This is a genomic window from Hymenobacter yonginensis (genome assembly GCF_027625995.1).
Classification (GTDB): Bacteria; Bacteroidota; Bacteroidia; order Cytophagales; family Hymenobacteraceae; genus Hymenobacter; species Hymenobacter yonginensis.
Window position 1 is genome coordinate 1,826,250 of the sequence record NZ_CP115396.1, and the last position, 26,806, is coordinate 1,853,055.

25 protein-coding genes and 1 pseudogene are annotated in these 26,806 nt (G+C 63.1%); 19 read left to right on the forward strand and 7 right to left on the reverse strand.

The window, feature by feature from the left end; translation table 11 throughout:
- Positions 1-110: 110 nt before the first annotated feature.
- The 3 genes from O9Z63_RS07995 (at position 111) to O9Z63_RS08005 (ending at position 2,285) form a co-directional block, all read left to right on the forward strand.
- Entirely contained in the window at positions 111-470 is a 360-nt protein-coding gene (locus O9Z63_RS07995; RefSeq protein ID WP_270128771.1) for an Imm51 family immunity protein, read from the forward strand.
- 211 nt (positions 471-681) lie between these two features.
- The gene (locus O9Z63_RS08000) at positions 682-1,794 is read left to right on the forward strand and encodes a VWA domain-containing protein (RefSeq protein ID WP_270128772.1); all 1,113 of its coding nucleotides are present in this window, start codon (positions 682-684) and stop codon (positions 1,792-1,794) included.
- 65 nt (positions 1,795-1,859) lie between these two features.
- Positions 1,860-2,285 (forward strand): DUF1810 domain-containing protein, encoded by a 426-nt coding sequence (locus tag O9Z63_RS08005; protein ID WP_270128773.1) that lies wholly within the window; start codon positions 1,860-1,862, stop codon positions 2,283-2,285.
- Between the two features lie 103 nt (positions 2,286-2,388).
- Here the strand turns inward: O9Z63_RS08005 and mgrA are convergent, their stop codons facing one another.
- Positions 2,389-3,381 (reverse strand): L-glyceraldehyde 3-phosphate reductase, encoded by a 993-nt coding sequence (mgrA, locus tag O9Z63_RS08010; protein WP_270128774.1) that lies wholly within the window; start codon positions 3,379-3,381, stop codon positions 2,389-2,391.
- Positions 3,382-3,522: 141 nt separating this feature from the next.
- On the opposite strand from mgrA, the gene O9Z63_RS08015 reads away from it, so the two are divergent.
- The 5 genes from O9Z63_RS08015 to O9Z63_RS08035 all read left to right on the forward strand — a co-directional run bounded on the left by O9Z63_RS08015 (position 3,523) and on the right by O9Z63_RS08035 (position 7,972).
- Complete coding sequence (locus O9Z63_RS08015; protein ID WP_270128775.1) at positions 3,523-3,894, forward strand: VOC family protein; 372 nt, start codon at positions 3,523-3,525, stop codon at positions 3,892-3,894.
- A gap of 156 nt (positions 3,895-4,050) precedes the next feature.
- Positions 4,051-4,548, forward strand: coding sequence for a cupin domain-containing protein (locus tag O9Z63_RS08020; protein WP_270128776.1), 498 nt, complete (start codon positions 4,051-4,053; stop codon positions 4,546-4,548).
- Positions 4,549-4,630: 82 nt separating this feature from the next.
- Positions 4,631-4,903 carry a DUF7710 domain-containing protein gene (locus O9Z63_RS08025; RefSeq protein WP_270128777.1) on the forward strand — a complete coding sequence of 91 codons (273 nt, stop codon included), beginning with the start codon at positions 4,631-4,633 and terminating at the stop codon, positions 4,901-4,903.
- Between the two features lie 342 nt (positions 4,904-5,245).
- Entirely contained in the window at positions 5,246-7,225 is a 1,980-nt protein-coding gene (locus O9Z63_RS08030) for an AAA domain-containing protein (protein WP_270128778.1), read from the forward strand.
- A 231-nt stretch (positions 7,226-7,456) separates the two neighbouring features.
- Positions 7,457-7,972, forward strand: a complete 516-nt coding sequence (locus tag O9Z63_RS08035; protein ID WP_044017563.1) for an FKBP-type peptidyl-prolyl cis-trans isomerase — start codon at positions 7,457-7,459, stop codon at positions 7,970-7,972.
- A 176-nt stretch (positions 7,973-8,148) separates the two neighbouring features.
- Here the strand turns inward: O9Z63_RS08035 and O9Z63_RS08040 are convergent.
- The 5 genes and pseudogenes from O9Z63_RS08040 to O9Z63_RS08060 all read right to left on the reverse strand — a co-directional run bounded on the left by O9Z63_RS08040 (position 8,149) and on the right by O9Z63_RS08060 (position 13,042).
- Positions 8,149-9,210: pseudogene (locus O9Z63_RS08040) on the reverse strand (aldo/keto reductase).
- Positions 9,211-9,398: 188 nt separating this feature from the next.
- The gene (locus tag O9Z63_RS08045; RefSeq protein WP_270128780.1) at positions 9,399-10,310 is read right to left on the reverse strand and encodes a helix-turn-helix domain-containing protein; all 912 of its coding nucleotides are present in this window, start codon (positions 10,308-10,310) and stop codon (positions 9,399-9,401) included.
- 19 nt (positions 10,311-10,329) lie between these two features.
- A complete protein-coding gene (locus tag O9Z63_RS08050; RefSeq protein WP_270128781.1) occupies positions 10,330-11,208 on the reverse strand; it encodes an alpha/beta hydrolase family protein in 879 nt (292 codons plus the stop codon).
- Between the two features lie 58 nt (positions 11,209-11,266).
- Complete coding sequence (locus tag O9Z63_RS08055; RefSeq protein WP_270128782.1) at positions 11,267-12,262, reverse strand: aldo/keto reductase; 996 nt, start codon at positions 12,260-12,262, stop codon at positions 11,267-11,269.
- A gap of 171 nt (positions 12,263-12,433) precedes the next feature.
- Complete coding sequence (locus tag O9Z63_RS08060) at positions 12,434-13,042, reverse strand: acyl carrier protein phosphodiesterase (RefSeq protein ID WP_270128783.1); 609 nt, start codon at positions 13,040-13,042, stop codon at positions 12,434-12,436.
- Positions 13,043-13,192: 150 nt separating this feature from the next.
- Between O9Z63_RS08060 and O9Z63_RS08065 the strand changes: the two genes are divergently transcribed.
- The 10 genes from O9Z63_RS08065 (at position 13,193) to O9Z63_RS08110 (ending at position 24,495) form a co-directional block, all read left to right on the forward strand.
- Positions 13,193-13,705 (forward strand): pyridoxamine 5'-phosphate oxidase family protein, encoded by a 513-nt coding sequence (locus O9Z63_RS08065; protein ID WP_044017558.1) that lies wholly within the window; start codon positions 13,193-13,195, stop codon positions 13,703-13,705.
- Positions 13,706-13,934: 229 nt separating this feature from the next.
- The gene (locus O9Z63_RS08070; protein WP_270128784.1) at positions 13,935-14,624 is read left to right on the forward strand and encodes a spheroidene monooxygenase; all 690 of its coding nucleotides are present in this window, start codon (positions 13,935-13,937) and stop codon (positions 14,622-14,624) included.
- A 283-nt stretch (positions 14,625-14,907) separates the two neighbouring features.
- Positions 14,908-15,822: a cytochrome-c peroxidase gene (locus O9Z63_RS08075; protein WP_270128785.1), complete on the forward strand. Its 915-nt coding sequence runs from the start codon at positions 14,908-14,910 to the stop codon at positions 15,820-15,822.
- Between the two features lie 51 nt (positions 15,823-15,873).
- Complete coding sequence (locus O9Z63_RS08080) at positions 15,874-17,328, forward strand: WD40 repeat domain-containing protein (protein ID WP_270128786.1); 1,455 nt, start codon at positions 15,874-15,876, stop codon at positions 17,326-17,328.
- Positions 17,329-17,332: 4 nt separating this feature from the next.
- Positions 17,333-18,262 (forward strand): WD40 repeat domain-containing protein, encoded by a 930-nt coding sequence (locus O9Z63_RS08085; protein ID WP_270128787.1) that lies wholly within the window; start codon positions 17,333-17,335, stop codon positions 18,260-18,262.
- Between the two features lie 236 nt (positions 18,263-18,498).
- Positions 18,499-19,194, forward strand: a complete 696-nt coding sequence (locus tag O9Z63_RS08090; protein WP_270128789.1) for a hypothetical protein — start codon at positions 18,499-18,501, stop codon at positions 19,192-19,194.
- A gap of 129 nt (positions 19,195-19,323) precedes the next feature.
- Entirely contained in the window at positions 19,324-20,313 is a 990-nt protein-coding gene (locus tag O9Z63_RS08095; protein WP_270128790.1) for a hypothetical protein, read from the forward strand.
- Between the two features lie 357 nt (positions 20,314-20,670).
- Complete coding sequence (locus O9Z63_RS08100; RefSeq protein WP_270128791.1) at positions 20,671-22,449, forward strand: OmpA family protein; 1,779 nt, start codon at positions 20,671-20,673, stop codon at positions 22,447-22,449.
- Positions 22,450-22,662: 213 nt separating this feature from the next.
- Positions 22,663-23,439: an ABC transporter permease gene (locus O9Z63_RS08105; protein WP_270128792.1), complete on the forward strand. Its 777-nt coding sequence runs from the start codon at positions 22,663-22,665 to the stop codon at positions 23,437-23,439.
- Between the two features lie 225 nt (positions 23,440-23,664).
- Entirely contained in the window at positions 23,665-24,495 is an 831-nt protein-coding gene (locus tag O9Z63_RS08110; RefSeq protein WP_270128794.1) for an ATP-binding cassette domain-containing protein, read from the forward strand.
- On the opposite strand, the gene O9Z63_RS08115 is transcribed toward O9Z63_RS08110, so the two are convergent.
- Positions 24,496-25,236 carry a hypothetical protein gene (locus O9Z63_RS08115; RefSeq protein ID WP_270128795.1) on the reverse strand — a complete coding sequence of 247 codons (741 nt, stop codon included), beginning with the start codon at positions 25,234-25,236 and terminating at the stop codon, positions 24,496-24,498. It abuts the gene before it with no gap.
- 193 nt (positions 25,237-25,429) lie between these two features.
- Between O9Z63_RS08115 and O9Z63_RS08120 the strand changes: the two genes are divergently transcribed.
- Positions 25,430-26,788, forward strand: a complete 1,359-nt coding sequence (locus tag O9Z63_RS08120) for a sigma-54-dependent transcriptional regulator (protein ID WP_270128796.1) — start codon at positions 25,430-25,432, stop codon at positions 26,786-26,788.
- Positions 26,789-26,806 lie beyond the last annotated feature (18 nt).

The window sequence follows — 26,806 nt, forward strand, 5'->3', positions numbered from 1 at the left end:
CATCGTTGAATGACCGTCTTCGCGCAGATCAAACAGCATCAGCAACGACGAGACGCAAGATATTGCGTCTCTACACCGTTCCAATTACCAGCCGTCGTACCTTGCCACCTATGCCTACTACCTACCCTTTCCAGGTGGCTGATTTAGCCGATAAGGCCGAGCCCGGCCGCCAGGAGCGCATCCTTGTGAACCTCACCAACCTGGAGGACTACTACAACGTGTTCGAGAAATACGGCTTCAGCGGCAGCGGAGCCAGCTGGGCCGAGCACATCGAAACCATCCTGGAGGAGCACGCCCCGGCCCTGCTCGACCACGTGGAGCTGGCCGGCCAGGGCGACATCTTTCTGGCCTTCACCGACGGCCCCGCCGCCACCGAGCAGTTCCTGGCCCTCATTCAGCCCATCTTCGGCGACCTGGGCAGCCTCAACAAATACCTCGCCCAGGCCGACCCGGGGGATTTTTTCGAGTAATTAATTTACGTTGCGAAGAACTAGAACTAGCGCTAAAAAAGCTAGTTCCCCTCCTTGAAAAGGAGGGGCTAGGGGTGGTTGACAATCGTTGAACATCATCCAGCTATAGTCATCGTTCTTGCATCTATCAACCACCCCTAGCCCCTCCTTTCCAAGGAGGGGAACTAGCTCTAGACCTTGTTCTCCGCAACTTGGGTTAACCATCTGCCCCATGACACCCGCCACCGACAACGCCACCCGCTGGAAGCTCGTGCTCGGCTCCGAGGCCGACGCCCAGAACCAGATTACCTTCGATGCCGATTACAAAGGCATGGACGACGTGCTGACCTCGCTATATGACCAGTCGGAGCGCAAGGCCGGGCTGGGCGGCTCCGCGCCGCGCGTGAGCCGCTGGCTGGGCGACATCCGCACCTACTTCCCCACCGACGTGGTGGCCGTGATGCAGCGCGACGCCATGGACCGCCTGGGGCTGCACCAACTGCTGCTGGAGCCCGAGATTCTGCGCACAGTGCAGGCCGATGTGCAGCTGGTGGGCCTGCTCATGTCGTTGAGCCGGGTGATGCCCCAGAAGGTGAAGCACACCGCCCGCGAGGTGGTGGGCCGGGTGGTGAAGGAGCTGGAGCAGAAACTCTCGAACCCGCTGCGGCAGGCCGTGCAGGGCGCCCTGAGCCGGGCCGTGCGCAACCCCCGCCCCCGCTACCGCGAAATCGACTGGGCCGCCACCATTCGCGTCAACCTGAAGCACTACCAGCCGGCCCAGCGCACCATCGTGCCCGAGCGGCTGGTGGGCTTCGGGCGGCGCGGGCAGGCGCTCAAGGAAATTGTGCTGTGCGTGGACCAGAGCGGGTCCATGGCCTCCTCGGTGGTGTACGCGGGCGTATTCGGAGCGGTGCTGGCCTCCATCAAGGCCGTGAAAACGCACATGGTGGTGTTTGACACTAGCGTGGTAAACCTTTCCGAGGATCTGCAGGACCCGGTGGACCTGCTGTTTGGGGTGCAGCTAGGCGGCGGTACCGATATCAACCTGGCCCTGGGCTACTGCCAGCAGCTCATCACCCGCCCCACCGACACCATTCTGGTGCTCATCAGCGACCTGTACGAGGGCGGCAACGAGCAGCAGATGCTCAAAAAAGCTGCCGCCCTGCGCGCCGCCGGCGTTACAGTCGTAGCCCTGCTGGCCCTCTCCGACGACGGCGCCCCCAGCTTCGATAGGCGCGTGGCCGAGCAGCTGGCCGCCCTCGATATTCCCTCCTTCGCCTGCACCCCGCACCAGTTCCCGGGCCTGATGGCGGCCGCCATTCAGGGCGGCAAGCTGCAGGTGTAGGCCAGCCCCCAGCGTCCGGGCTGCGTATGCGGATTGCCTCCTTCCTCAGTCAAACCCATTGGCCCATGCCAGCCAACATCCAACGCTTCCTCGACGCCCAGCAGCGCGACTACGCCACGGCCCTTTCAGAAATCCGGGCCGGGCGCAAGCGTAGCCATTGGGTGTGGTACATCTTCCCCCAGCTGCAGGGCCTGGGCTACAGCGAAACGGCCCGGTTCTACGCCATCCAGAGCCGGCAGGAAGCCGAGGCCTACCTGCACCACCCAGTGCTGGGCCCGCGCATGCGGGAAATCAGCGCGGTCCTGCTGATGCTGGACGGCACCGATGCCACCCGCATCATGGGCAGCCCCGATGACCTGAAGCTCCGGTCCAGCATGACGCTGTTTGCCGCGCTGGAAGGTGCCGACCCGGTTTTTCAGCAGGTACTGGATAAATTCTTCGGCGGCGAGCCGGACGAGAAGACGTTGCAGATTCTGCAGCAGAACCCGTAGCAGCCGACGCCGCAATACCAGCTGTTATTCCGAGCACAGCGAGGAATCTGGTTCAGCCTTAAGTGGGCAACTCAGATTCCTCGCTGTGCTCGGAATGACAGCTTTACGCTTTCAGCACTTCCTCAATCCGCGCCAGTTCCTCGGGGCTGAACTGCAGGTTTTCCAGGCAGCGCAGCGAGTCGGTGAGCTGATCGGGTTTGCTGGCGCCGATGAGCACAGAGGTAATACGCTCGTCGCGCAGAATCCAGCTCAGGGCCAGCTGGGCCAGGCTCTGGTTGCGCTCCTGGGCCAGGTCGTTGAGCTGGCGGATTTGCGTGAGGCGGGCTTCGGTCAGCTGGTTTTCGGTGAGGAAGCCCACGCCCTTGGCTACCCGCGAGTCCTCGGGGATGCCGTGCAGGTATTTGTTGGTAAGCAGGCCCTGAGCCAGGGGCGAAAACGGGATGCAGCCCACGCCTTCCTGACCCAGCAGGTCTAGCAGACCGTTTTCCGGGCCGCGCTCAAACATCGAGTATTTAGGCTGATGAATCAGGCAGGGCGTGCCCAGCTCGCGCAGGATGCGAATGGCCTCGGCCGCCTCCCGGGGCGCGTAGTTGCTAATGCCCACGTACAGGGCCTTCCCCTGGCGCACCACGTGGTCAAGAGCGGCCATGGTTTCTTCCAGGGGCGTTTCGGGGTCGGGGCGGTGCGAGTAGAAGATGTCCACGTAGTCCAGCTTCATGCGGCGCAGGCTCTGGTCGAGGCTGGAGATGAGGTATTTGCGGGAGCCCCACTCGCCATAGGGTCCTTCCCACATGTGGTAGCCGGCCTTGGTGGAAATCACCAGCTCGTCGCGGTAGCCACGGAAATCTTCTTTCAGAATGCGGCCAAAGTTGGTTTCGGCTGAGCCGGGCGGCGGGCCGTAGTTGTTGGCCAGGTCGAAATGCGTGACGCCCGAGTCGAAGGCCCGGTGCAGGATGGCGCGGAAGTTCTGGAGCACGTCCACGTCGCCGAAGTTGTGCCAGAGGCCGAGCGAGACGGCCGGCAGTTTCAGGCCGTTGCGGCCGCAGCGGCGGTAGGGCATAGCGGCGTAGCGGCCGGGGCTGGGTTGGTAGGGCATGGTGGGAAGGGCTTGAATGAAGCCGTAAGTACGCAGGAACCCAACAAAAGCACGCGCGGCACACCTCAGTTTTTCCGCACGGTGCCCTATCTTTCCCCACCTGCCATTTCCGCCCAGGATCAATCACACCCGCTTTATCAGATGCCCATTCCAGCCATTCGCTCCCTCCGCCCCTTCATTGGCTCCCGCGACTTCACCGAGTCGCGCCGCTTCTACCAGGCCTGGGGCTTCACCGAGGTGGCGTTGTCGCCGGCCATGTCGTTGTTTACCCTTGCGGGCGTGAGCTTTTACCTGCAGGACTATTACGCGGCAGAATGGGTAGACAACACCATGCTGTTTCTGGAAGTGGAGAATGTGGAGCAGTACTGGCCACAGTTGGAGGCCCTGGACCTGCCCGGCCAATTTCCGGGTGTGCGGGTGCTGCCCATCCGGCAGGAGGCCTGGGGCCGGGAAGGCTTCGTGCACGACCCCGCCGGCGTGCTCTGGCACATCGGGGAATTCAATAACGGCTAAAACTCCAGAACGTCATGCTGAGCTTGCCGAAGCATCTCTCCCGCTTCGTTGGGTTAGCATTGCAACGAAGCGGGAGAGATGCTTCGACAAGCTCAGCATGACGTTCAAAGAGCATCAATCGACTTTTCAGAATACCGCTCTATTTACCCCGATTCTATGACCGCCCAGGAAATCATCCAGCACCTGCACCTAACGCCCCACCCCGAGGGCGGCTACTACCGCGAAACCTACCGCGCCACCGACACGCTGACCACCGCCGCGGGCCACACCCGCAGCGTGAGCACGGCCATTTACTACCTGCTCGAAAACGAGGACAAGTCGCACTTTCACCGCATCAAGTCCGATGAGCTATGGTTTTTCCACCAGGGGCAGGCGCTGGAAATCATCCTGCTCACGCCCGGCCAGCCCACCCGCCTCACCCTCGGCCCCGACTTCGCCGCGGGCGAGCTGCCCCAGGCCGTTATTCCGGCGGGCGTGTGGTTTGCGGCGCAGGTAAAGCACCGCCCCGGCTACGGCCTTGTTAGCTGCACCGTAGCCCCCGGCTTCGATTTCGCGGATTTTGAGCTGGCTGAGCGGGCAGCGCTGCTGCGGGAGTTTCCGCAGGCGGCGAACGTGGTGGAGCAGTTTACGAAGGCGACACAGGAGAATACTTGAACATCATGCTGAGCTTGCCAAAGCATCTCTGCCGCTTCGTTGGGTTCCAATCACCGTTGACCAACACGACATATTCCGCCACATGAACGACGTTTGTGTATTTCACGGAGCCGGCAGCCGTTTCACCAGTGGCGTATTCACTTCCCGGCAACAGGCTGAAGAGTTTATCCAGCAGTATCAGGTGAGCGGCATCCTCACCAAATATCCATTGGGAATCAGCGTCTATGATTGGGCGCAACAGGAGGGCATTTTTCAGCCAACCAAACCGGAGCAGTACACTACGGGCTTTATCCAGCGCTTCACATCGGCCAGCCAGGAACACTATCACTATGAGGACGGCCAGTGTGATGCATGAGCAACCCAAGCGGCGCTTTTATCTACTCATTTGCGAAGCGGCCACCGGTATTGTGCTGATGCAGGACTGCGCGACCTACTTCCAGAATCCTAACGGCACAACTGCTGTGCCATACATAGAGCTTGATGTCAACGATGAGGAAGCAGCGCGGCGTCGGGCCACAGGCATCCTGATTATGTATCCGAAAGTAGAGGTAACTATCTACGATGAGCACATGCACTATATAACCACGTTGCCAGCTGCTGACTAACCAACGGCCCATTCTCAAAATCCTCCCGACCTTCGGCCACCTTTTCCCCGGTTTCGTTGTTAGAAACCAACCCTACAATAGAACCCAAGCTGTTGGCTGAACAACCTACCTATACCGAACCTTACGCCCTCGAAAAGGAGCTGCGTAAGGTGCAGGCCCTCATGAAGCTCGAGCAGCAGGAGGACCTCGAACAGTTTAAAATTAAGAGCGCCCAGGCCACCATTGCCGAGCGCCAGAAGCGGGGCCTCACCTGGTACCCGGTCAAAATCACGAAGGAAGATATTGGCTTCGGCGGCAAGCTCGTCATTGAGCTGGAGCGCCAGGGCGGCGGCGGGCTGCACCTGTTTCAGGTGGGCAAAAACGCGGCTTTGTTCGGCAATATCCCCGGCCGCAGTGGCTCCGACCGGCCTACGCTGTCGGGCGTGGTGACGAGCGTCAAGCGCAACAAAATCCTGCTGGCTACCACCAAGGAAGATCTGCCCGACTGGGTGGACGAGGGCAAGCTGGGCGTGGACCTGACCTTCGACGAGGTGAGCTACCGCGAGATGGAGTACGCCCTAGGCAAAGTGATGGGCGCCTACGACTCGCGCCTGGCCGAGCTGCGCGACGTGCTGCTGGGCGCTAAACCAGCCCGGTTCAAGCCGGAGTCGGAAGCCACGCTCTACTACCCCTCGCCTCTGAACGACAGCCAGCTTTCGGCCGTGCGCCACGTGCTGGCGGCCCAGGATGTGGCCATCATTCACGGTCCGCCCGGCACCGGCAAAACCACCACCCTGGTGCAGGCCATCCTGGAAACCATCCGCCGGGAGCGGCGGGTGCTGGTGTGCGCCCCCAGCAACACGGCCGTGGATTTGCTGACGGAAAAGCTGGCCGAGCGCGGCGTGAACGTCATCCGCATGGGCAACCCTTCGCGGGTGTCGGATTTGCTGCTGCAGCACACGCTGGACGCCCAGATTATGGCGCACAAAAGCTACGCCGAGCTGCGCAGCCTGCGCCAGACGGCCGAGCAGTACCGGGAGCAGGCCGGCAAGTTCAAGAAGCACTTTGGCTGGGAGGAACGTGAGCAGCGCCGGTTGCTCAAGCAGCAGGCCCACGAGTTGCTGCAGGAGTCGGACCAGCTGGAGCGCTACATCACGGAGGATCTGCTGGAGCAGGTGCAGGTGATTACGTGCACGCTGGTAGGCGCCGGCAACCGCGCCATCCGCCACCTCACCTACGAAACCGTGTTCATCGACGAGGCCGCCCAGGCCCTGGAGCCGGGCTGCTGGATTCCGATTACCAAGGCCAATCGCGTGGTGCTGGCCGGCGACCATCAGCAGCTGCCGCCCACCGTGAAAAGCGAAAAGGCGGCCCGCGACGGCCTACGCGAAACCCTGTTCGAGAAGTGCATCCGCCGCCAGCCCGACACGGCCCGCATGCTGCAGGTGCAGTACCGCATGCACGAGCAGATCATGGAGTTCAGCTCCCAGCAGTTCTACGACGGCAAGCTGGTGGCCGCCCCCACCGTGGCCCACGCCGATTTGCCCGACTACGACCTGCGCTTCGCCCCCGACATGGCGGTGGAGTTTCTGGATACGGCCGGCTTCGGCTTCCAGGAAATCACCATCGAGGAAAGCCGCTCCACGGCCAACCCCGAGGAAGCCGACTTGCTGCTGAAGCGCCTCGCGCAACTGCTGGAGCCCTACGACCAGGCCGACCACGAAGCCGACCTGCTCACCATCGGTGTGATTGCGCCCTACCGCGCCCAGATCAACTACCTCAAGGACGCCATCGAGGAAAACGACGAACTGGTGGGCCTCATGGAGCACCGCATGCTGAGCGTGGGCACCGTGGACTCGTTCCAGGGCCAGGAGCGCGACATCATTGCCATCAGTCTCACCCGCAGCAACCCGCAAGGCGAAATCGGCTTCCTGAGCGACATCCGCCGCATGAACGTGGGCATGACCCGAGCCCGCCGCAAGCTCCTGCTCGTCGGCGACTCCAGCACCCTAGGCGCGCACCCCTTCTACAAGGCCTTCCTAGATTACGTAGAAAGCATCGGGGCCTACCGCACGGCCTGGGAACTGCAGTAGGCGAACGGGAGGCGTACGCCACGCCGTGCAAGGGGCCAGCCCCGGCCTTCAACCGGATATCCAGAGAGCTTTATAGCCGCCGGGAAAGCCGAAATATTATAGGCCCGAAAGGTCCGCCAACGGCTGGCTTTGGCGGTTATCGGGTCGACATATCCGGGCTAATTCCGTAACTAGCCTCTTCAAACCCATTCCTCACCCTCATGCCCCGGCGCGCCTGCGCCCACCCCGCATATGGCTCAAATCAGCGAAAACAAAGTCGTTACCATCACCTACGACCTGAGCGTAACCGACGAAAATCAAGAGAAAGTCCTCGTAGAATCGGCCGAGGAAGATGCGCCGATGGTGTTCCTGTTCGGCCAGAGCGGCCTGCCCGAGGAATTCGAGCGTCAGCTCAGCGGCAAGCAGTCCGGCGACTCATTCACCTTCTCGCTCACCCCCGAGCAGGCCTACGGCGAGTACGACCAGCAGGCCGTAGTGGAAATCCCGAAGAACGTGTTCGAAATCGACGGTCAGATTGACGAGGAGATGCTGCAGGTCGGCAACTTCCTGCCTATGGCCGACAACCAGGGCCACCACATGCAGGGCAAAGTGGTCGAAATCGGCGACTCGGCCGTGAAAATGGACTTCAACCACCCCCTGGCTGGCATGGTGATGCACTTCGACGGCAAAGTGGCCGAGGTGCGCGACGCCACCCAGGAAGAAATGGACCACGGCCACGTGCACGGCGAAGGCGGCCACCAACACTAGGTTTCCAGCCTTTTGAAAAAGCAAAAGAGCGACTCGTTAGGGTCGCTCTTCTTGTTTTTAGTAGCGCGAACTTTGTAGTTCGCGTCCCCGCGCCGCTGAAACGGAATCGTCCGCACGGCGCGGGGGCGCGAACTACAAAGTTCGCGCTACTGCTTCAACGACACCAAAAAACCACCCTACCGCCAGCCCTGCACGGAAACGCCGCCGAAAACGCCTTTGTTGACTGCGGGCGTGAAGATGGCGTAGGGAAAGGTCGGGGCCGGGGCGCTGGCTTCGTGCAACTGCTGCAGGTGCGCCGGGGTCAGGTGCAGGTCGAGGGCGGCGAGGTTGGTGCGGAGCTGGGCGAGCTGGCTGGCCCCGAGGATGAGCGAGGTGATGCCGGGTTGCGCCAGGGCCCAGGCCAGCGCCACCTGGGCCGGTGGCCGGTTTAGCTCGGCGGCTACGGCCTGCAGCACCGCCAGAATCTGCCAGTTACGCTCGGTGAACTTGCTGTCCTGAAACGGGTTGGGGCCGGCGAGGCGGCCTTCGCCGCGGGATTTGGTGTCCGGACCGGTGGGGCGCTGGTATTTGCCGGCCAGAAACCCGGCCCCCAGAGGGCTCCAGGGCGTGATGCCCAGCCCACACTCGCGGGCGGCTGGCACGTATTCGTGCTCGATGCTGCGCTCCACCAGCGAGTATTCCAGCTGCAGGGCAATGGGGCCCGGAATGCCGTGGACGGCGGCCAGCGTGGCGGCCTTGGTGGCGTACTAGGCCGGAATATCAGAGAAAGCGAAGTAGCGGATTTTGCCCGCCCGCACCAGGTCGCCGAGGGTCTGGAGCACCTCTTCCACGGGCGTCACCATGTCCCAGACGTGCAGCCAGAACAGGTCCACGTAGTCGGTCTGGAGGCGGCGCAGGGAGGCTTCCAGGGCCTGGTGGATGCTTTTACGGCCGTTGCCGCCGCCGTGCGGGTTGCCCGGCTGCCCGCTATGAAACCCCGATTTGGTAGCCAGCACCAGCTGGTCGCGGAGCTGGCCCTCGGCCACGTAGCGGCCCACCAGCTCCTCGCTGCGGCCCTGGGCGTACACGTTGGCCGTGTCGATGAAATTGCCGCCGGCCTCCACGTAGCCCCGGAAAATGGCGGCCGATTCTTCGTCCGAAGAACCCCAGCGCGGCGTGCCGAACGTCATGGTGCCCAACGCCAGCGGGCTCACCACCAGCCCGGAGCGGCCCAGGGTACGAAAATCAGTCAGTTGCATAGAAAAGGAAGTGGAAAGTGGAGCCGTTAGCGAAGCAGTAGCGCGAACTTTGTAGTTCGCGTCCCCGCGCCGTTCTAACAGTGCTAACGGCGCGAAGGCACGAACTACAGAGTTCGCGCTACTGCTTCGCTGAAACGAAATCGTCCGAACGGCGCGGGGGCGCGAACTGCAAAGTTCGCGCTACTGCCTTACTGCACCGACAGCCGGAAGGCGGCGGGCGTGAAGCCGGTTTTGCTTTTGAACAGACGGGTGAAATACTGCGGATACTCGAAGCCCAGCTGATAGGCCGTTTCGTTTACCGACAGCGACGTACTGAGCAGCAGTTGCTTGGCCCGCTCGATGAGGGCCTGGTGAATGTGCTGCTGCGTGCTCTGGCCGGTGAGGGTGCGCAGCAGGTCGCTGAGGTAGGCCGGCGACACGTGCAAAGCGTCGGCGAAGTGCTGCACGGTGGGCAGAGGGCGGCTGGCCTCCTCAGCAAAGTATTGGTGCAGCAGCTCCTCAAAGCGGGAAAGCAGGTCGGGGCCGGCGGTGCGGCGGGTTAGGAACTGCCGGTGGTAGAAGCGGTTGGCGTAGCTCAGCAGCACATCCAGCTGGGCCACCAGCACATCCTGGCTGAAGGTGTCAATGGGCTGCTCGTGCTCCGTGCGGATGGTGTGCACCAGCCCTTCCAGCAGCTGTTCCTCGCGGGCCGAGAGGTGCAGGGCCTCGTTTACCTGGTAGGAGAAAAAGCCGTAGCTGAGGATTTTCCGGCCCAGCGGGTGCTTCAGCAGCAGATCGGGGTGAAACACCAGCAGCCACCCCTCCAACTCCGACACATCCACCGACGGGTCGCTGGCACACACCTGTCCGGGCGCGTAGAAAGCCAGCACGCCCTCGCTGAAATCGTACGAGTGGTGCCCGTACTGCAGGCGGCCTTTCAGCCCTTTTTTGAGAGCAATAATGTAGAGCTGCCGCAAAGCCGGCCCCGTGACGGGTGGGTTGCGGTGCCGGGACAGATCCACCACCGACAGCAGCGGGTGTACCGGCGGCGGAAACCCAAAATGCCGGGCGAAGTCGCTCACCGAGGCAAGCAGGCGGAATGGTGGGGTGGCTGGTTTCATACTTTGTATAACTACGGCATCAGGCAGTTTGCCGGATAAACGCCAGAATTTCGGGATATAGCGCCTCGTGAAACTGCGCCCGGTGGAAGCCCGGCGGGTCCTGCGAAGGCGGAAAGTCCGGACGGGTACGGGCCGCCGGAAACGGGCTCAGAAAGGAAAAATGACCGGCGTTTTCGATAACCCGGTAGGTTACCCGGCCGGCATCGGGCACCCCGCGCAGCACGCTTTCCACGTGCTGGGGCGGAATAAACTCGTCCTTTTCGGCGGCCAGCAGCAGCACCGGCAGCGCCACGCCCCGCAGCGCCCCCGCGTGCCTGAACCAGGGCACGGCCGGGGCCAGTAGCACCAGGGCCCGCACGCGCGGGTCGGCCGGGGGCACCGGAATGGGCCGGGGCGACCCGTCTGCCGGCTCCCGGGGCACCGACCAGGGCTGCCCGCCGGCCGCGGCCAAAGCCGAGTAGCCGCCTAGCGAGTGGCCAATCAGCACCGCGCCGGTGGGCTGCAAGGCCGGGGCCAGGGGCGGATGCTGCAGCAGAAAATCGAGGGTTAGCTGCAGGTGCCGGGGCCGGGCCATGAGGTTCTGGGGCGTGTGGGCCCAGGTGTCGTCGGTGCGGTTGTTATGCGGGTGTTCGGGCAGGGCCACCGCCACGCCGTGCCGAGCCAGATAGTGCGCCAGATTGCGGTGGGTAAGCCCCGAGCCCCCGGTGCCGTGCGAAATCAGCACCACCGGCCACTGCCCGCCCCGGATGGGCGCGTCGGGTGCCACGTCCAGCTCGTACAGGCCCACCGGGTGCAGGCGGCCGGGCTCGTCAGCGGGGTACAGGATGGTCAGCGGAATGGTCAGGCCGAGCTCAGGGTCGGCAACGTCCGCCGCGCGGTAGCCTACAAAGTGGGGCATCAAAATCAGGGTTCGGGGTCCCGAAGTACAGCATTGCGCGGCGGAAGTGCCAGCCTGGCTAAAAACCAGCCGGATACGCTGCACCCACCGCGCCGCCGACCGGCATAATGGCTTCCAGCTCGGCCAGCTCCTGGGGGCTGAGGGTGAGGTGGGCGGCGGCTACGTTCTGCTCCAGATACTTGCGGCGCTTGGTGCCCGGAATGGCCACCACACCCTGAGCCAGCACCCAGGCCAGTGCCAGCTGCGTCGAGGTTACGCCTTTGGCCACGGCCAGGGTTTCCAGCTTCTGCACCAGCTCCAGATTCTTGTAGAAGTTCTCGCCCTGGAAACGCGGAAAAATCCGGCGCGAGTCGTTGGCCTCGAAGTCGTCGGGGCTCTTGATGTCGCCCGACAAGAAGCCCCGGCCCAGCGGCGAGTAGGCCACAAACCCGATGCCCAGCTCCCGCGCCGCCTGCAACGCCCCGGTTTCCTCCACGCCCCGATCAAAGAGCGAATACTCGGTTTGCAGGGCCGTGATGGGGTGCACGGCGTGGGCCCGGCGCAGCACCGCGGCCGGCGTTTCCGAGACGCCCAGGTAGCGCACCTTGCCTTCCTCCACAAAGCGGCTCATCTCCCCGATGCTGTCCTCAATGGGCACCTGCGGGTCCTGGCGGTGCAGGTAATAGAGGTCCACATAGTCGGTGCCCAGGTTGCGCAGGGAGCGTTCCAGGCACTTGCGGGCGTAGGCGGGGTGGCCGTTGAGCTGGCCGGTGAAGGTGCCGCTGTCATCCACTTCAAAGCCGAACTTGGTGGCCAGAATAACATCGGGGCGGCGACCGGCAATAGCGCGGCCTATCAGCTGCTCGTTCAGGAGCGGGCCGTAGAGGTCGGCCGTATCCAGCAGGTTTACGCCCAGCTCCAGGGCGCGGTGCAGGGTGGCCAGGCTTTCCTGCTCGTCGGCCTCGCCGTACACGCTCATGCCGCCGACGCCGCTGGTCATGCCCATGCAGCCCAGGCCTTCTACTGGCACTTCCAGCCCCTGGCTGCCCAGGGGTACTCGTTTGAGGTTGCTCATTGTGCAGTAAATCAGAAGAATGATTGAACAGCACAAAGGTCCTCCCCCGCCAGCCCGCCGGAGCTACACAAACCCACGCTTCTGCAATACGAAACGCGGGTAGGAAAATAACGGATGTAAAATCAGAGGCACTGCCACTGAAGAGCACGAAGCCATCCAGTAAGAAATGGCCTATATATGTCCATTCTCTTCCACCCCCGCCCGCAGCTCCGGCCAGAACTCCTGAAAATCGGCCTCATAGGCCGGCAACTCCGCCAGAAACGCGGCGGCTCCGGTGGCCAGCACTTCGGCGGCGGGCACGCGGCGGCTTAGGCCCAGCAGGGCGCGGTGTAGGCCCTCGGGGTGGGCGTAGCCGGTCAGCCAGTCGTGCTGACGCATGTAGTGCAGCATTTCCTGCAGACGCTCGGGCAGCTCGTGGCGGCGCTGGTGCAGCAGCTGGTACTGGCGCTGGGCAAACTGCGGCAGCGGCTCGGCGGGCTGATACCGGGCGAAGTCGCGGGCCAGCAGGTGGTCGAAGCTGACATCGGACACCACGCCGGCCCACTTGCCCAGGCCGGCCGCCCGCAGGCGGGCGGTGGTGCGGCGCACGACGGGGTGCTGGTCGGTAAAAGAGTCGATGAAGCGGTGCAGGCGGATGCCGCGCTGCACGGTTTCGGGGTAGGCCAGCAGGCCGGCGCGGCCCCGCACGGCTTCGGCCGCGAAGTTGCCCACAACAATGTCCTCGTAGTCGGGGGTGGTGGCGGGCGAGCCGGAGAGCAGCAGGTGAGCCAGGAAATTCATGGCCGGAAGGTCGGCAAAATCCGGGCAAGCCGGGCAGCAAGGCCAACCCGGGGCCCGGACGGGCCGTAAGCAAGGGCAGAGCGGCCGGCCCGGCTCCCCGGGACATGGCCGCCGTTGTTCATCTGATTCTTCCCCCATTCCTACCCTACCATGGCTAACCAAACGCCCGTAACCAACGACCTCTCCACCCTGCTCGAAAAAATCAAGGATGTGCGCATTGCCATGCTCACCACCCAGGACGAAGACGGCAGCCTGCGCAGCCGCCCCATGTTCACCCAAAAGCCCGACGGCAGCAGCGCCCTGGTGTTCCTGACCGATAAAGACTCGGCCAAGGTGTACGAGGTAAAGAAAGACAGCCACGTAAACCTGAGCTACGCCAACCCCGACAGCAACGTGTACGTGTCGGTATCGGGCCGCGCCAACGCCTACCGCAACCAGGCCGAAATCGACCAGCTCTGGAGCGAGCCAATGCGCGCCTGGTTCCCCAAAGGCAAAGATGACGAGAGCATTTACATCCTGAAAGTGCAGATTGAGAAAGGCGAGTACTGGGACACCCCCAGCAGCCTCCTCACCCAGGCCGCCGCGTACGTGAAAGCCCTGGCCACCGGCGAGCGGAGCACCTCCGACGACGTAAACGAGCACGCCAAAGTAGAAGTGAAGTAGGCTTCGCCTACCAATACGCAAAAGGCCTGGAAGCAATTCCGGGCCTTTTTTGTTGATTTGGAGTTGTTGCCATCATGTTAGAACGTCATGCTGAGCTTGTCGAAGCATCTCTACCGCTTCGTTGCAGCAGTATTCAACGAAGCGGTAGAGATGCTTCGGCAAGCTCAGCATGACGTTCTGAATGGCAGTTTCCACCTTACCAATCCCTACTCTTTTCAGCTCCGGCCCCTTGCCTCTTACCACCCTCTCCATCATCACCCTGCTCCCCAACCAGCGGCGCTGGGGCTTTGCGCAGATGGGCACCGCCCAGGGGCCGCTGCAGCGCGTTCCGGGCCTGCGGTTTCAGAAGCTGCTGGGCAGCGGCGCGGGCGGCTTCGGGGCTTTGCCCAACCTGCACCGCTACGGCCTGATGGCCGTGTGGGACTCGGAGGAGGCGGCCCGGGCGTTTTTCGAGGGGCACACGCTGTGGCAGCAGTACCGGCAGCGCACCCGCGAAATCTGGACGGCGCGGCTGGCCCCGCTCAAAGCCCACGGGCTCTGGGACGGCGCGAACCCCTTCGACTACGAAACCGAAGCCGCCGCCGACGGGCCCCTGCTGGTGCTCACGCGGGCCTCCATCCGGCTGCGCAAAACGCCGCGCTTCTGGCGCTACGTGGCCCCGGTAAGTGCCACCATTGCCGGCGCCCCGGGCGTACGTGCTGCCATCGGGCTGGGCGAGTTGCCGGTGGTGCGCCAGGCCACCGTGAGCCTGTGGGAGTCGGCCAGGGCCATGCAGGACTACGCCTACCGCAGCGAAAAGCATAAGGAAGTGATTCGCCTTACCCGCCAGGAGGATTGGTACGGGGAGGAGATGTTTGCCCGGTTTCGGGTGCTCGGGACGGAGGGAACCTGGGACGGGCGTTGCCCGTTGGCAGGCTGAGGTGGCCGGCCGCTGGTTAAGGAAGTCTGTTCCAGAAGTTGGACAAATCCGGCAGTCTGGCTCCAAATTGACACCTCATTTTCCCTGCGTTGGAAGGCCTTTTTTACGCCCTAACACGCTCATTAAGGCCAGTATATAACTTAACTTATTACACAAATAAATTAATATAGAATTTTATATTTTTTAACCTAACACGCAATCCGCTTTCAATCCCGCAAGCCCAGCCGTTGGTTACTTATCTGAACGCCAGTTGAGCGTTTGGCCCGACCAAAGGAGTTGCCTCGTGTTGTTCTGTTTTAGTATTCTGTGGTTGCTGTGGAGCACCCGGCCGGTTGCCGAAACCGGGCCGGCCGCTCCGCCCGCGCGCCCGCTCCGGCAGCAGCAGGAGCTGGGCTGGCTGCTGTTCTACGAGCCGGCGCTGTCGGCCAACGGCAAACGCAGCTGCGCCTCCTGCCACCGCCCCCAGAAAGCCTACACCGACCACCGCGCCACGGCCCGGGCCTTCCGGCTGGCGGCCAGCCTGGAGCGCAACACGCCCACCCTGCTCAACGCCACCGAACAGCGCCGGTTTTTCCACGATGGGCGGGCCGGCAGCCTGTCGGAGGTGATTGAAAGCGTGGTGACCAACCCGCGCGAGTTCAACACCACCTACGCCGCCGTGGCCCGGCAGCTCAACCAGAGCCGCGAGTACCGCCGCCGCTTCCGGCAGGCTTTTGCCGCGCCCATCGGCGAGGCCACCATCAACCAGGCCCTCATTGCCTTCCTCAGCAGCCAGCAGGCCCGCAACAGCCCCTTCGACCAGTACCAACGGGGCCAGGCTGCCCTGCCCGAGCCGGCCCTGCGCGGCCTGCGCGTGTTCACCGCCGCCGACTGTGGCCGCTGCCACCCCGCCCCCGCCTTCCGCGACGACCAATTGCACCCGGTGCAGGCCGGCCTGCTGCTCAAAACACCCGGTCTGCGCAACGTGGCCGTCACGCCGCCCTACGGGGCCCGGGGCCAGCACCCCACCCTGGCCGCCGCCTTCACCGATGCCTTCCACCGCCAGGCCACGGCCCACCCGCTCAGCGACGCCGACGTGCAGGACCTGACGACTTTTCTGGCCACGCTCACCGACACCACTTCGTTGCGCCTGCGTGCGCCGCAGACCCTGCCGGCGCTGCCAACCCTCCCCGACCGCACCATTGGCGGTGTGTACTAGGGGCTTCTTCTGGTCTTCATTTCTCTCATTTTATTTTTTCTACATCCCCGTATGAAAGCTCCTCTACTCGCACTGGCTTTGGCCCTAACGGCTCCACTGGCCCTGGCCTCCGACCCCGAAAGCGGCCCCGCTACGCCCAACCTGGTCCAGAACATTCAGACGTCCGCCGCCCTGCTGGCCGTAGATTATAGCCCCGATGGCAAGCGCCTAGTAACCGGCGGTCTGGGGCGCGATATTGTGATTTGGGACGCCGAAACCGGCAAGCAGGCCATGGTGCTGCACGGCCACACCGACGACGTGGTGACGGTGAAGTTCAGCCCCAATGGCCGCTACATTGCCTCGGGCGGCGTAGATAAGGCTCTGATTCTGTGGGATGCCATTACGGGTGAAATCCTGCGCAAAAACACCGAGCACACCGACTACGTGCGCGACGTGGCCTTCAGCCCCGACAGCAAGCTGGTGGCCAGCGCCGGCTGGGACGGCCAGTCCATCGTGTGGGAAACCTTCAGCGGCGTGAAGGTGGCCACCCTCACCGGCCAGAAAGCCGCCGCCGTGGCCTCCACGGCCGCCTACGAGAAAAACCGTACCAACAAGGGCCGCTCCAACAACATGACGTCGGTGGCCTTCAGCCCCAACGGCGCGGAGCTGCTCACGGCCAGCGGCGACCGGACGGTGCGTGGCTGGGACACCCAAACCTGGCAGCAGAAATACGTGCTCAACGGCCACACCGATGAGGTGTGGGATGCCCGCTTCTCGCCCAACGGCCGCTATGTGGTGAGCGGGGCCTGGGACAACACGGCCCGCATCTGGGACGTGAGCACCCGCCAGGCCGTGGCCGTGGTGCCGGCCCACCTCTCCGACGTATGGGGCACCACCTTCAGCCCCGACGGCCAGCTGATTGCCACCTGCGGCGGCGACCGGAAAGTGAAAGTCTGGGACATGGCCACCGGCTTGCTGGTGCGCGACGTGTCGGGCGAGGCCCACACGGCCGAGGTGGAAACCCTCGTGTTCAGCCCCGACGGCCGCCAGCTGGCCAGCGTGAGCCGCGACGGGTCCCTGAAAATCTGGCGGGTGCCGTCCACCTTCGACCGGGTGTCGGCCTACGCCGATACGCAGCTGGAAAAGTGGGAGAAGAAGGGCGAGTTTGAGAAAACCGACGAGTACCAAAAGCGCATGGCCCAGAAGCTCAAGCGCTGGGAAGAATTCAAGCAGGAAGCCCGCACCAAGATGCTGGCCGCCTTCCCCCAGAGCGCCGACTGGCAGACCTTCAGCCTGGCCAGCTACAACCCCGATACGGAAATGTACCAGGTCAGCTCCAAGCTGTTTGCCGGGCCGTTCTTTATCAAAGTAGCCCCGCGCGATGCCGAGCAGCTGCGCAACAACTTCAGCAAGGTAGCTTACGGCACCCCGGCGCTGGAGCTAAAAAACGATGCCCTGCTGCTGAAGAGCGTGGAGTTAACCGTACCCACGGGCACGGAAACCAAGGTATTCACCGTGATGCGCTAACGGTATGATTCGGCTTTTCTCTCTTCTGCTGCTGAGCTGGCTGCTGGGGCCCGGGGCCCTGCCCACGCCCCGCCGCGAATTTGTGATGCCCGAGGGCTCCGGCTCGCTTACCGGCTTCAGCCGCAACGGCCGGCTGGTGGGTGTGAGCGGCGGCACCAGCCAGGTAGCAGTGTTCCAGACCGGCACCGGCCTGTTGCTGCGCACCTACCGGGAGCACCGGCAACCAGTGGTATCCTTTGCCTTCTCCCCCCGCCTCGATACGGTAGTGAGCGTGGATGCCAGCGGCCAGGCCCACGCCTGGAATCCCGAAACCCTCACCACCCTGGCCCGCTGGCAGGCCCCGTCCGACGTCACGCGGGTGCTGTTCTCGCCCGATGGCCAGCAGGCCCTGCTGGCCTCGCGGAGCCGGCGCTGGCTCTGGAACCTGCGCTACCCCGCCACCGAGCCCGTAGAGCTGGAGTTCAACGGCCCCGTGGTGGGCGACATTACGGCCCTGAGCTTCAGCACCGACGGCACCCGCCTGGCCACCGGCTTCGAGACGGGCATGGTGCTGGTGCAGGACCTGAAAACCCGCGCCTACCAGCAAATGGCCCTGTTCCGCACTTCCGTGCAGGGCCTCAGCTTCGGGCGCGACAGTCTGCTGGCGGTGGCCGGCACGCCCGAATTCCGCAGCTGGCACCCCGGCACCAGCGCCGCGCCCCACACCCAGGTGCTGGAGCAGCCGGCCGTGGCCATTGCCTTCGACGAGGACGCCCAGCTGGTTCTGCTGGGCAGCCCCACCGGCCTTACCTCCGTGTGGAGCCCACCCGAAAAGCAGCTGATTTTCACCTGCCAGGGCAAGGGCCGCACCAGCTTCGTGCAGTTTCAGCCCGAGGGCAGCCTCATCCTGGCCGCTTTCACCGAGGACCGCGCCAAAACCTGGAAGCTGCAGTAAGAAGCAGCGGGGGACTTCATGCTGAAACCCTCATCGTAAGCCTCCACCCAGCCTACCATTCCGGATTTCCACCCTTCCGTTTTGATAGGGTGTAACGAAAGAGCCAACGCGTATGCGTTGGCTCTTTTTTATTTTATCAATTGACTTACAACTACTTATATATAATTCAATCCAGACAGACAGTTGGCGGCATTCGGTTTGGCAATAGGCATTCATCCTCCTAAACGCCGCCAACCATGCCGCTCTTCGATTCCATCACCAAAGCCGCCAAAGACTTCTTCATAGAGGAAGCTTCCCCGGGCGGCCCCTCGGTAGCCGCAGTGGCTGTCCGGGCCCTGCCGGGCCAGCCGGCCCCATTTCCGCTGGGCAGCCTGCCCGCCGCTCCTACCCCCGCCGCGGCCCCGCTCCTCACCCAGCCCGAGCAGCGCCACCTCGACCACATCCGGCAGCTGCTCTCGGGCGACGGCAAGGACTTCATGGCCTTCACCAAAATGGTGACCAGTCTGCAGGCCAGCGGCCTCTCGGGCCCCATCCTGTACCAGACGGCCTTCAACGCCTTTGCCGCCGTCACCAGCCTGGATTTGCCGGCGTTGCTGAAATCGGCCGAGCAGTTTGAGCTGAAGCTGACCTCGGACCGCAACAGCATTCTGGAGCGGCACCGCGAGAAGATGGGCGAAATCCGGATTCCGAACGTGCCGCCCAGCCCACTGGTACAGCTCCAGCAGCAGGAACAGCAGCTGCAAACCGGCCTCGCCGACCTGGCCCGGCAGCTGGAAGAAACCCAGCAGCGCCTGCAAGCCGTGCGCCAGGCGCTGCAGCAGCAACAGCAGAAAGCCACCGCGGCTTTGGCCTCCTACGAGCTGGCCCACGCCACCGCCTCGGCCGAGCTAAAAGCCCACCAGCAGGCCGTGCAGGCCTTTCTGCTGAAGTGAGGTGATGAGGTAAATGGTGATGAAGTGACAAGTGAATGGTGAACAGACCTTCCGCTTGGCAGCACACACCACCTCTTACCCATTTACCTCATCACCCCATAACTCCATTACCTCATCACCTTAAAAACCATGAACTCTCTTTCCACTCCCGATTTCAAAACAGGCGAGTTGCCCAAGTGGCAGCAGCCCGAAAAAGTGGCCGGCTGGGTGTTTCTGGCCGGGCTGGCCGGGGCCGGCGTGTACTGCTGGGGCACCATTGTGCCCTTCCTCGTCGAAATGGTGTTCGACACCGTGAAGCTGGGCATCGGGCTGGGCGTGCTGCTGGCGGCCTGGCTGGTCCTCACCAGCCCCCGCGTGAAGGCAGGGCTGTGGTACGCCGGGCAGCGCATCTTCCGCACTGCCGCCGGCATCTTCGTCAACACCGACCCCATCGGCATCATGGAGGACTACATCCGCAGCACCTCCCAGGAGGCCCGCAAGATGGAGGAGGAAGTGGGCCACGTGGAGGGCGCCCACGAGCTGGTGAAGCGCAAGCTGGAAGCCAACACCCTGCAGATGCGCGAGTACCTGGCCCTGGCCGACGCCGCCACCCGCCAGCGCGAACCCGACGCCGCCGAGCAGTACGCCTCCCGCGCCGCCCAGCTCCAAGACTACAACCAGCGCCTGCAGCCCATGGCCACCACCACCCAGAACGTGAGCCTGGTGATGCGCCAGATTCTGAAAGCCGCTTTGCGCCAGATTGACGGCAGCAAGTTCAAGGTGAACCTGCTGAAGGACGAGTACCAGCTGGTGAAGCGCACCAGCTCGGGCATGCGGGCCGCCATGAACATCCTGCGCGGCGACCCGGACAAGAAGTACTTCTTCGACCTGGCCACCGACCGCGTGGCCCAGGACATGGCCCAGCAGCTCGGCCAGATCAAGCAGGCCATGCGCTACTCGCAGGAGTTCGTGAAGGAAATGGACATCCAGAACGGCGTGATGAGCGAGAAAGGCCAGCGCCTGCTGGAGAAATACCAGAAAGGCGACTTCAACGCCCTGCTCGACGAGAAGCCCGCCCCCACCACCCCCGCCCAACAGCGCACCGCCACCAACGACGCCTACCGCAGTCTGCTGGATTAGGGATTAGGGATTAGGGATTAGGGATTAGGGAAAATACGAAAGCTAGAGCTACAAACTCTCCTCCTTTTTCAAGGAGGGGTGCCCGAAGGGCGGGGTGGTAAACCCACCAGAACAACCACTAGAAACTAAAAGCTAGAGCCCCTCTACTTTTTCGGAGAGGGGTTGGGGTGAGGCGACTAGCGCTAAAAACAGCCGGCCCCCAGGCCTCCCAGGGCTGCAGCCCTGGGCTACGAAACGCCTCAAATGCCCGGTCACGCCTCAACATTTCCCTGACTAGCCCAGGGCTTCAGCCCTGGGAACCGGGAGCCGCGTGCCGGAACAACAACAAAAACAACCAACCCAAAACGAACAACGACAATGACAACCCGTGGTAAACTGGTACTAGGCGTGCTGCTTGCAGCGCTGCTGTACTTCGGCATCAATAAGCTCGTGCAGAGCGGGGTGCTGTTCAAGAAAGCCGCCACCGAATCGGTGCTGCTGAGCTCCATTGAGCTGCCGAGCAGCGCCGGCGGCTCGCGCACCAACGTGGCGGTGCCGCTGGCCCCGCTGCCTTCTGAAACGCCTTCTGGTAAGGGCAGCCCGCTTGTGTGGGAGGTGATGGCCTGGAACTCGCAGATGGCCGGCATGCTGGCCAACGGCGGCCCCCGCACCACCCAGGGCTCCAGCATGGCCGCCGGCGGCCTGGACATGCAGATTGTGCGCCAGGACGATGTGGCCAAAATGCAGGCCGACCTGGTGAAAAACGCCCTCGACCTGCAAAGCAACCCCGAAACGCCGGGCCTGCTGGTGAGCATCATGGGCGACGGCCTACCGGCCTTCTCGGCGGTGCAGCCCCAGCTGGAAAAAGCCGGCACCGGCCTGCAGATCATTCCCTACTCGGTGGGCAAGAGCTTCGGCGAAGACAAACTGATGGGCCCTAAGGAGTGGCTGGATAACCCCAAAGCCGCTTTGGGCAAAACGGTGGCCTGCTACCTGCGCGACGGCGACCAGAACATTGCCCTGAAATGGTGCGCCGACAACGGCCTGAAAGTCAACCCCGACGAAACCACCTACGACCCCGAGGCCGTGAACTTCATGGCCGCCTCCGACTTCCTGGTGGCCGCCGAGAAATACATCATCGGCAAACCCGAGCAGCGCGTGAAAGTGGTAAAAGGCAAGAACACCGGCGTGAAAGTGGACGTGGTAGCCGACGCCGTAGCCACCTGGACGCCCGGCGACGTGAACATTGCCAAGCAGAAAGGCGGCCTGGTGAACATCGTGAGCACCAAGGACTACAGCAACCAGATGCCCAACATCATGGTGACCACCAAGCGCTGGTACGACGCCCACCCGAAGGAGGTAGAAGCCCTGATGACGGCCCTGGCCGTGGCCGGCGACCAGGTAAAATCGCACCCCGAGGCCCTGAGCCGCGCCGCCGATATTTCCAGCGTGGTGTACGGCGATAAGGACAAGCCCGGCAGCTACTGGCTGCGCTACTACAAGGGCGTGAGCGAGGCCGACCGCAACGGCGAGGTGGTGGAGCTGGGTGGCTCCAAGGCCTTCAACTTTGCCGATAACCTGGCCCTGTTTGGCCTGAACGAAGGCGGCACCAACATCTACGCGGCCGTGTACAAAACCTTCGGCGACGTGCAGCACCAGCTCTACCCCAAGGAACTGCCCAGCTACGTACCCCTCGACCAGATGCTGGACCTGGCCCCGCTGCGCAAGCTGCAGGACAAATACCGCGGCAAAACCCTGGCCCCGGCCGAGCAGCAACAGTTTGCCGCCGATGACGAAATCCGCCAGAGCGTGAGTCGACGGGCCTGGAACATCGAGTTCAACACCGGCCAGCGCACCTTCACCCCCGCCGCCGAGCAGCAGCTCGATCAGCTCTTCAACGACCTGGTAGTGGCCGGCCGCCTGAAAGTAGCCGTCCACGGCCACACCGACAATGTGGGCGACGCCCAGCGCAACCAGCAGCTCAGCCAGGACCGCGCCGAAGCCGTGCGCCAGTGGCTGGAGCAGCGCAGCGCCAGCGCCTTCCCCGCCGGCCGTGTGCAAACCTACGCCCACGGCGCCCAGGAGCCCGTGGCCCCCAACACCACCCCCGAAGGCAAAGCCCGCAACCGCCGCGTGGAAATTGTGCTAGGCAACTAGCGGTGAATTAGCGAGTGAGTGAATGAGTGAAGTGTCATCCTGAGCCTGCGAAGGACCTAATGGCAGTTGCACGACCTCCGCGAACCTCTGCGCATTCCTCTGCGGACCTCTGCGGGAAATGACGTCCGCCCGTGAAAAGGTCCGTCGGCTACCGTCTCAGGATGACAAGCTACTTCACTCATTCGCTCATTCACCCATTCACTCATTGCCCCCATGAAATCCCTCTTCCTCCCCAACGCCCGGCCGCCGCGCACCACGTTTGCCCTGATGGCGGCCGGGCAGGCGGGGCTGCTGCTGCTGCTGTGGCTGTTTTACCCGCTGCAGCTGTTTCCCTCCCTCGGCGACGTGCTACGCGCCCTGGCCGACCTCACCACCACCCAGGGCCTGATTCCGGAGCTGTGGGCCAGCATGACCACCGCGTTGCAGGCCCTGGGCATGGCCACGGTGCTGGCGCTGCTGATTTCCTACCTCACGGCCCTGCCCTTTTTTCGGCCGTTGGCCTACGCGGCTTCCAAGATGCGCTACCTCACCCTTACCGGCCTCACGTTTTTCGTGGCCCTGCTGGTGAGCTCGGGCCACGAGGTGAAGCTCTCGGTGCTCACCTTCGCCACCACCGTGTACCTAGTCACGGGCATGACGGCCGTGATGCTCAGCACCACCCAGCAGGAGCTGGACCACGCCCGCACCCTGGGCCTGGGCGAGTGGCGCAGCTTCTGGGAAGTGGTGGTACTGGGCAAGCTGGCCGATATGCTCGAAGTGGTGCGCCAGAACTTTGCCATCATCTGGACGATGATTACGCTGGTCGAAACCCTCTACCAATCGGAAGGCGGCATCGGCCTGCTGCTCTACAAGCAAAACCGCTACCTCCACCTCGACGGCGTGGTGGCCATCCAGCTCGTCATCCTCGCCGCCGGCGCCGCCCAGGACTATGTTTTCGGCCTGCTCCGCCGCGTGTTTTTCCCCTACGCCAGCCTGGCGGCGGCGCGGTGAATGGGCAGTAAACAGGCGGTGCTTTCAAATGAACGTCATTCCGAGCGAAGGCGGAGCCGAAGTCGAGGAATCTCGCGTGCTGACTTTGCCGAAGTAACCATCCTAGCCCCAGGCTAGGCATAGGAGATCTTCCTATTCATCGAATCACAAGCACAACATCAGCACGCAAGATTCCTCGGCAAGCTCGGAATGACGTTCTACTAAACCAGCAAGCACCCTACCCCCATGACTCCCTACTCCTACAAATCCCCCGTCCTCACCCTCGACAACGTGTCGCTGACGCTGCACGGGGAAACCATTCTGCGCGATATTTCGGCGCAGGTGCTGGATGTGTGCCGGCCGGGCATGAACCAGGGCCAGGTGGTGGGCTTCTACGGCCGCTCGGGCATGGGCAAATCTGTCCTGTGCCGGCTGATGGCGGGGCTGCTGGCCCCCAGTAGCGGCGAGGTGCTGGTGGGCGAGGCGCAACAGCCGGCCACGCCCGGCGCGGTGGGCTTCGTGCAGCAGCACTACCCGCTGTTCAACCACCGCACCCTGCTCGACAACCTGCTGGTGGCCGCCGCCCGCCGCTACCCCGACCCCGCCGAGGCCCGCCGCCAGGCCGAAGAGTATCTGGAGCGGTTCCAGCTCACGCCCCACCGCAGCAAGTACCCGGCCCACCTCTCGGGCGGGCAGCGCCAGCGCGCCGCCATTGCCCAGCAGCTGCTCTGCTCCGACCACCTCATCCTGCTCGACGAGCCCTTCTCCGGCCTCGATGTGGCCATGATTGACGAGGTGCGCAAAATCATCCTCGAAGTCACCACCCTCGACGAGCTCAACACCGTGGTCATCGTCTCCCACGACCTGGCTACCACCACCGCCCTCTCCGACCGGCTCTGGCTACTCGGCCAAGAGCGCGACGCCGCGGGCCAGCTGCTGCCCGGCGCCACCATCAGCCCCCAGCACCAGTACAACCTCGCCGAAATGGGCCTCGCCTGGCACGAAAACGTGGAAGCCGAACCGGAATTCGTCCGGTTCGTGGAGCATCTGAAGGAGGAGATTCGGGGTAGTGCGTAACTAAGTTGTCAAGCTTGTTTTCAGCTCAATTATCTCTCCTTTCGATACTCGGCCTATCAATGTTTTAGAGAAACTACTGATGAAACTATTAGACACAAGCTTTTCAAAAGAACCAAAATAAGACGAGGGACTGCCTGTTTCCAGTATCAACAACCACACTTCTTCACAACCCGTCAGATAGCCTCCAACATTATTGCTCTTACGCTGAATGATAGCCTGAACTGTTTCGGACGAAATTTCAGGCACCCAAAAACTAGTAATCGGTGACCAGCAGGATTCGGTGAGACGGTCTAGGTAAAATAAGCTAAATCCCTGAATATGGGTGTGCCCAACGTCGTTAATACAGATATCAAATTGCGACTGCCTCGCTAGATTCGATATAAGATGTTTTATCTGCTGCTCAACGCAATTAGCCAGATACACTGCTGCCTGCTTGCGGTCGACCCGCTTCCAATCAACCGATTCGACGAAATCAACGGAAACATGCAATGGAATAGGGTGGCGTGCTTCGAAGAGGCATTGAGCTTGACTAACAATGGCATCCTGCGCGGCCTCTCGCTGCCTAACGCCACTGTCTGGTATTAGATCAGTGATTTCAATGCCGACCAATTTTCCATCAATGTGGATAATAACATCTGGCAATGGCGGAGCAGGTTGGATCAGCGAGTACGATTTCCCATCCAACAACTCGGGTAAAAATCTTTCGAGAAGATAAAGCTCACGACTTTGTTTATCTGACATAGAAACGGGCCTGTAGAGACGCAATATCTTGCGTCTCGTCGTTGCGGATGTTGTTTGAACCGCTCGGGCAAAGCCGTTCAACGACGAGACGCAAGATATTGCGTCTCTACCCTGCAACCTGCAGTTTCCCCAATAAGCCGATACTTTCGCATCCGAATTCCTCATTACTAATTACTCATTACTAATTCCCAAAATGCCCACCGGTACCCTGCTCCTGATTGACGATGAAGCCCGCCTGCGCCAGCTGTTGGCCCGGGTGCTGGAGCTGGAAGGCTACACCGTGCTGCAGGCCCCCGATGCCAGCCGTGGCCTGGAGCTGCTGCAGCAGCACGCCCGCGAGGTGCTGGTGGTCATTTCCGACGTAAAGCTGCCCGACGGCCACGGCGTGGACCTGATGCCGCGCTACCGCGCCAAGGCCCCCGACTGCGAAATCGTGCTGCTCACCGCCTTCGGCACCATCCCCGACGGCGTGCGGGCCATGAAGCAGGGCGCCTTCGACTACCTCACCAAGGGCGATTACGAGCAGCAGCTGGTGGTGGTGGTGGAGCGCGCCGCCGAAAAAGCCCGCCTGCGCCACCGCGTGGCCGAGCTGGAGCGGCGCATGAGCCAGCGGTTCAGCTTCGAGAGCATGGTGGGCGCGGCCCCGGCCCTGCGCCGCGCCCAGGACCTGGCCCGCCAGGTAGCCCCCACCGACAGCACCGTGCTGCTGGAAGGCCCCACCGGCGCGGGCAAGGAGCTGTTTGCCCAGGCTTTGCACGAGGCCAGCGAACGGAAAGCCAAGCCCTTCGTAGCCGTGAACTGCTCAGCCTTCCCCAAGGATCTACTGGAATCGGAGCTGTTTGGCTACAAGAAGGGCGCGTTTACGGGCGCGCTGGCCGATAAGAAGGGCCTGCTGGAAGAAGCCAGCGGTGGCACCCTGTTTCTGGACGAAATCGGGGAGCTGGAGCTGAACGTGCAGGCCAAGTTCCTCAGGGTGCTGGAGACGCGGCAGTTCACCAAGCTCGGCGACACCAAGCCCACCAGCGTGAACGTGCGCATTGTGGCCGCCACCAACCGTAACCTCAAGCAGGAAGCCGCCGAAGGCCGTTTCCGCCCCGACCTCTATTACCGCCTCTCCGTCTTCACCCTCAACGTGCCCAGCCTGCGCGACCGGGCCGCCGACGTGCCGGCTTTGGCGGCGCACTTTCTGCAGCACTTCGCGGCCCAGCTGCGCAAGCGCCTGCCGGGCCTGGAGCCCGAGTGCGTGGAGCTGCTGCAGCGCTACGAGTGGCCCGGCAACGTGCGGGAGCTGAAAAACGTGCTGGAACGCGCCGCCATCCTGGCCCCCACCGACCAGCCCCTCTCCGCCGGCTACCTCCCCGACGAGTTCCACACCCTGCCCGCCCCGCTCAGCCCCGACGCCGACCCCGCCGACCAGAGCCTGCGCGCCGTGGAAGCCCGCCACATCCGCCAGGTGCTGCACCAGTGCCAGGGCAACAAAACCGAAGCCGCCCGCCGCCTCGGCATCGGCCTCACCACGCTGTACCGGAAGGTGCAGGAGTACGAGCTGTAGGGGCAGTTGTAAACCGGA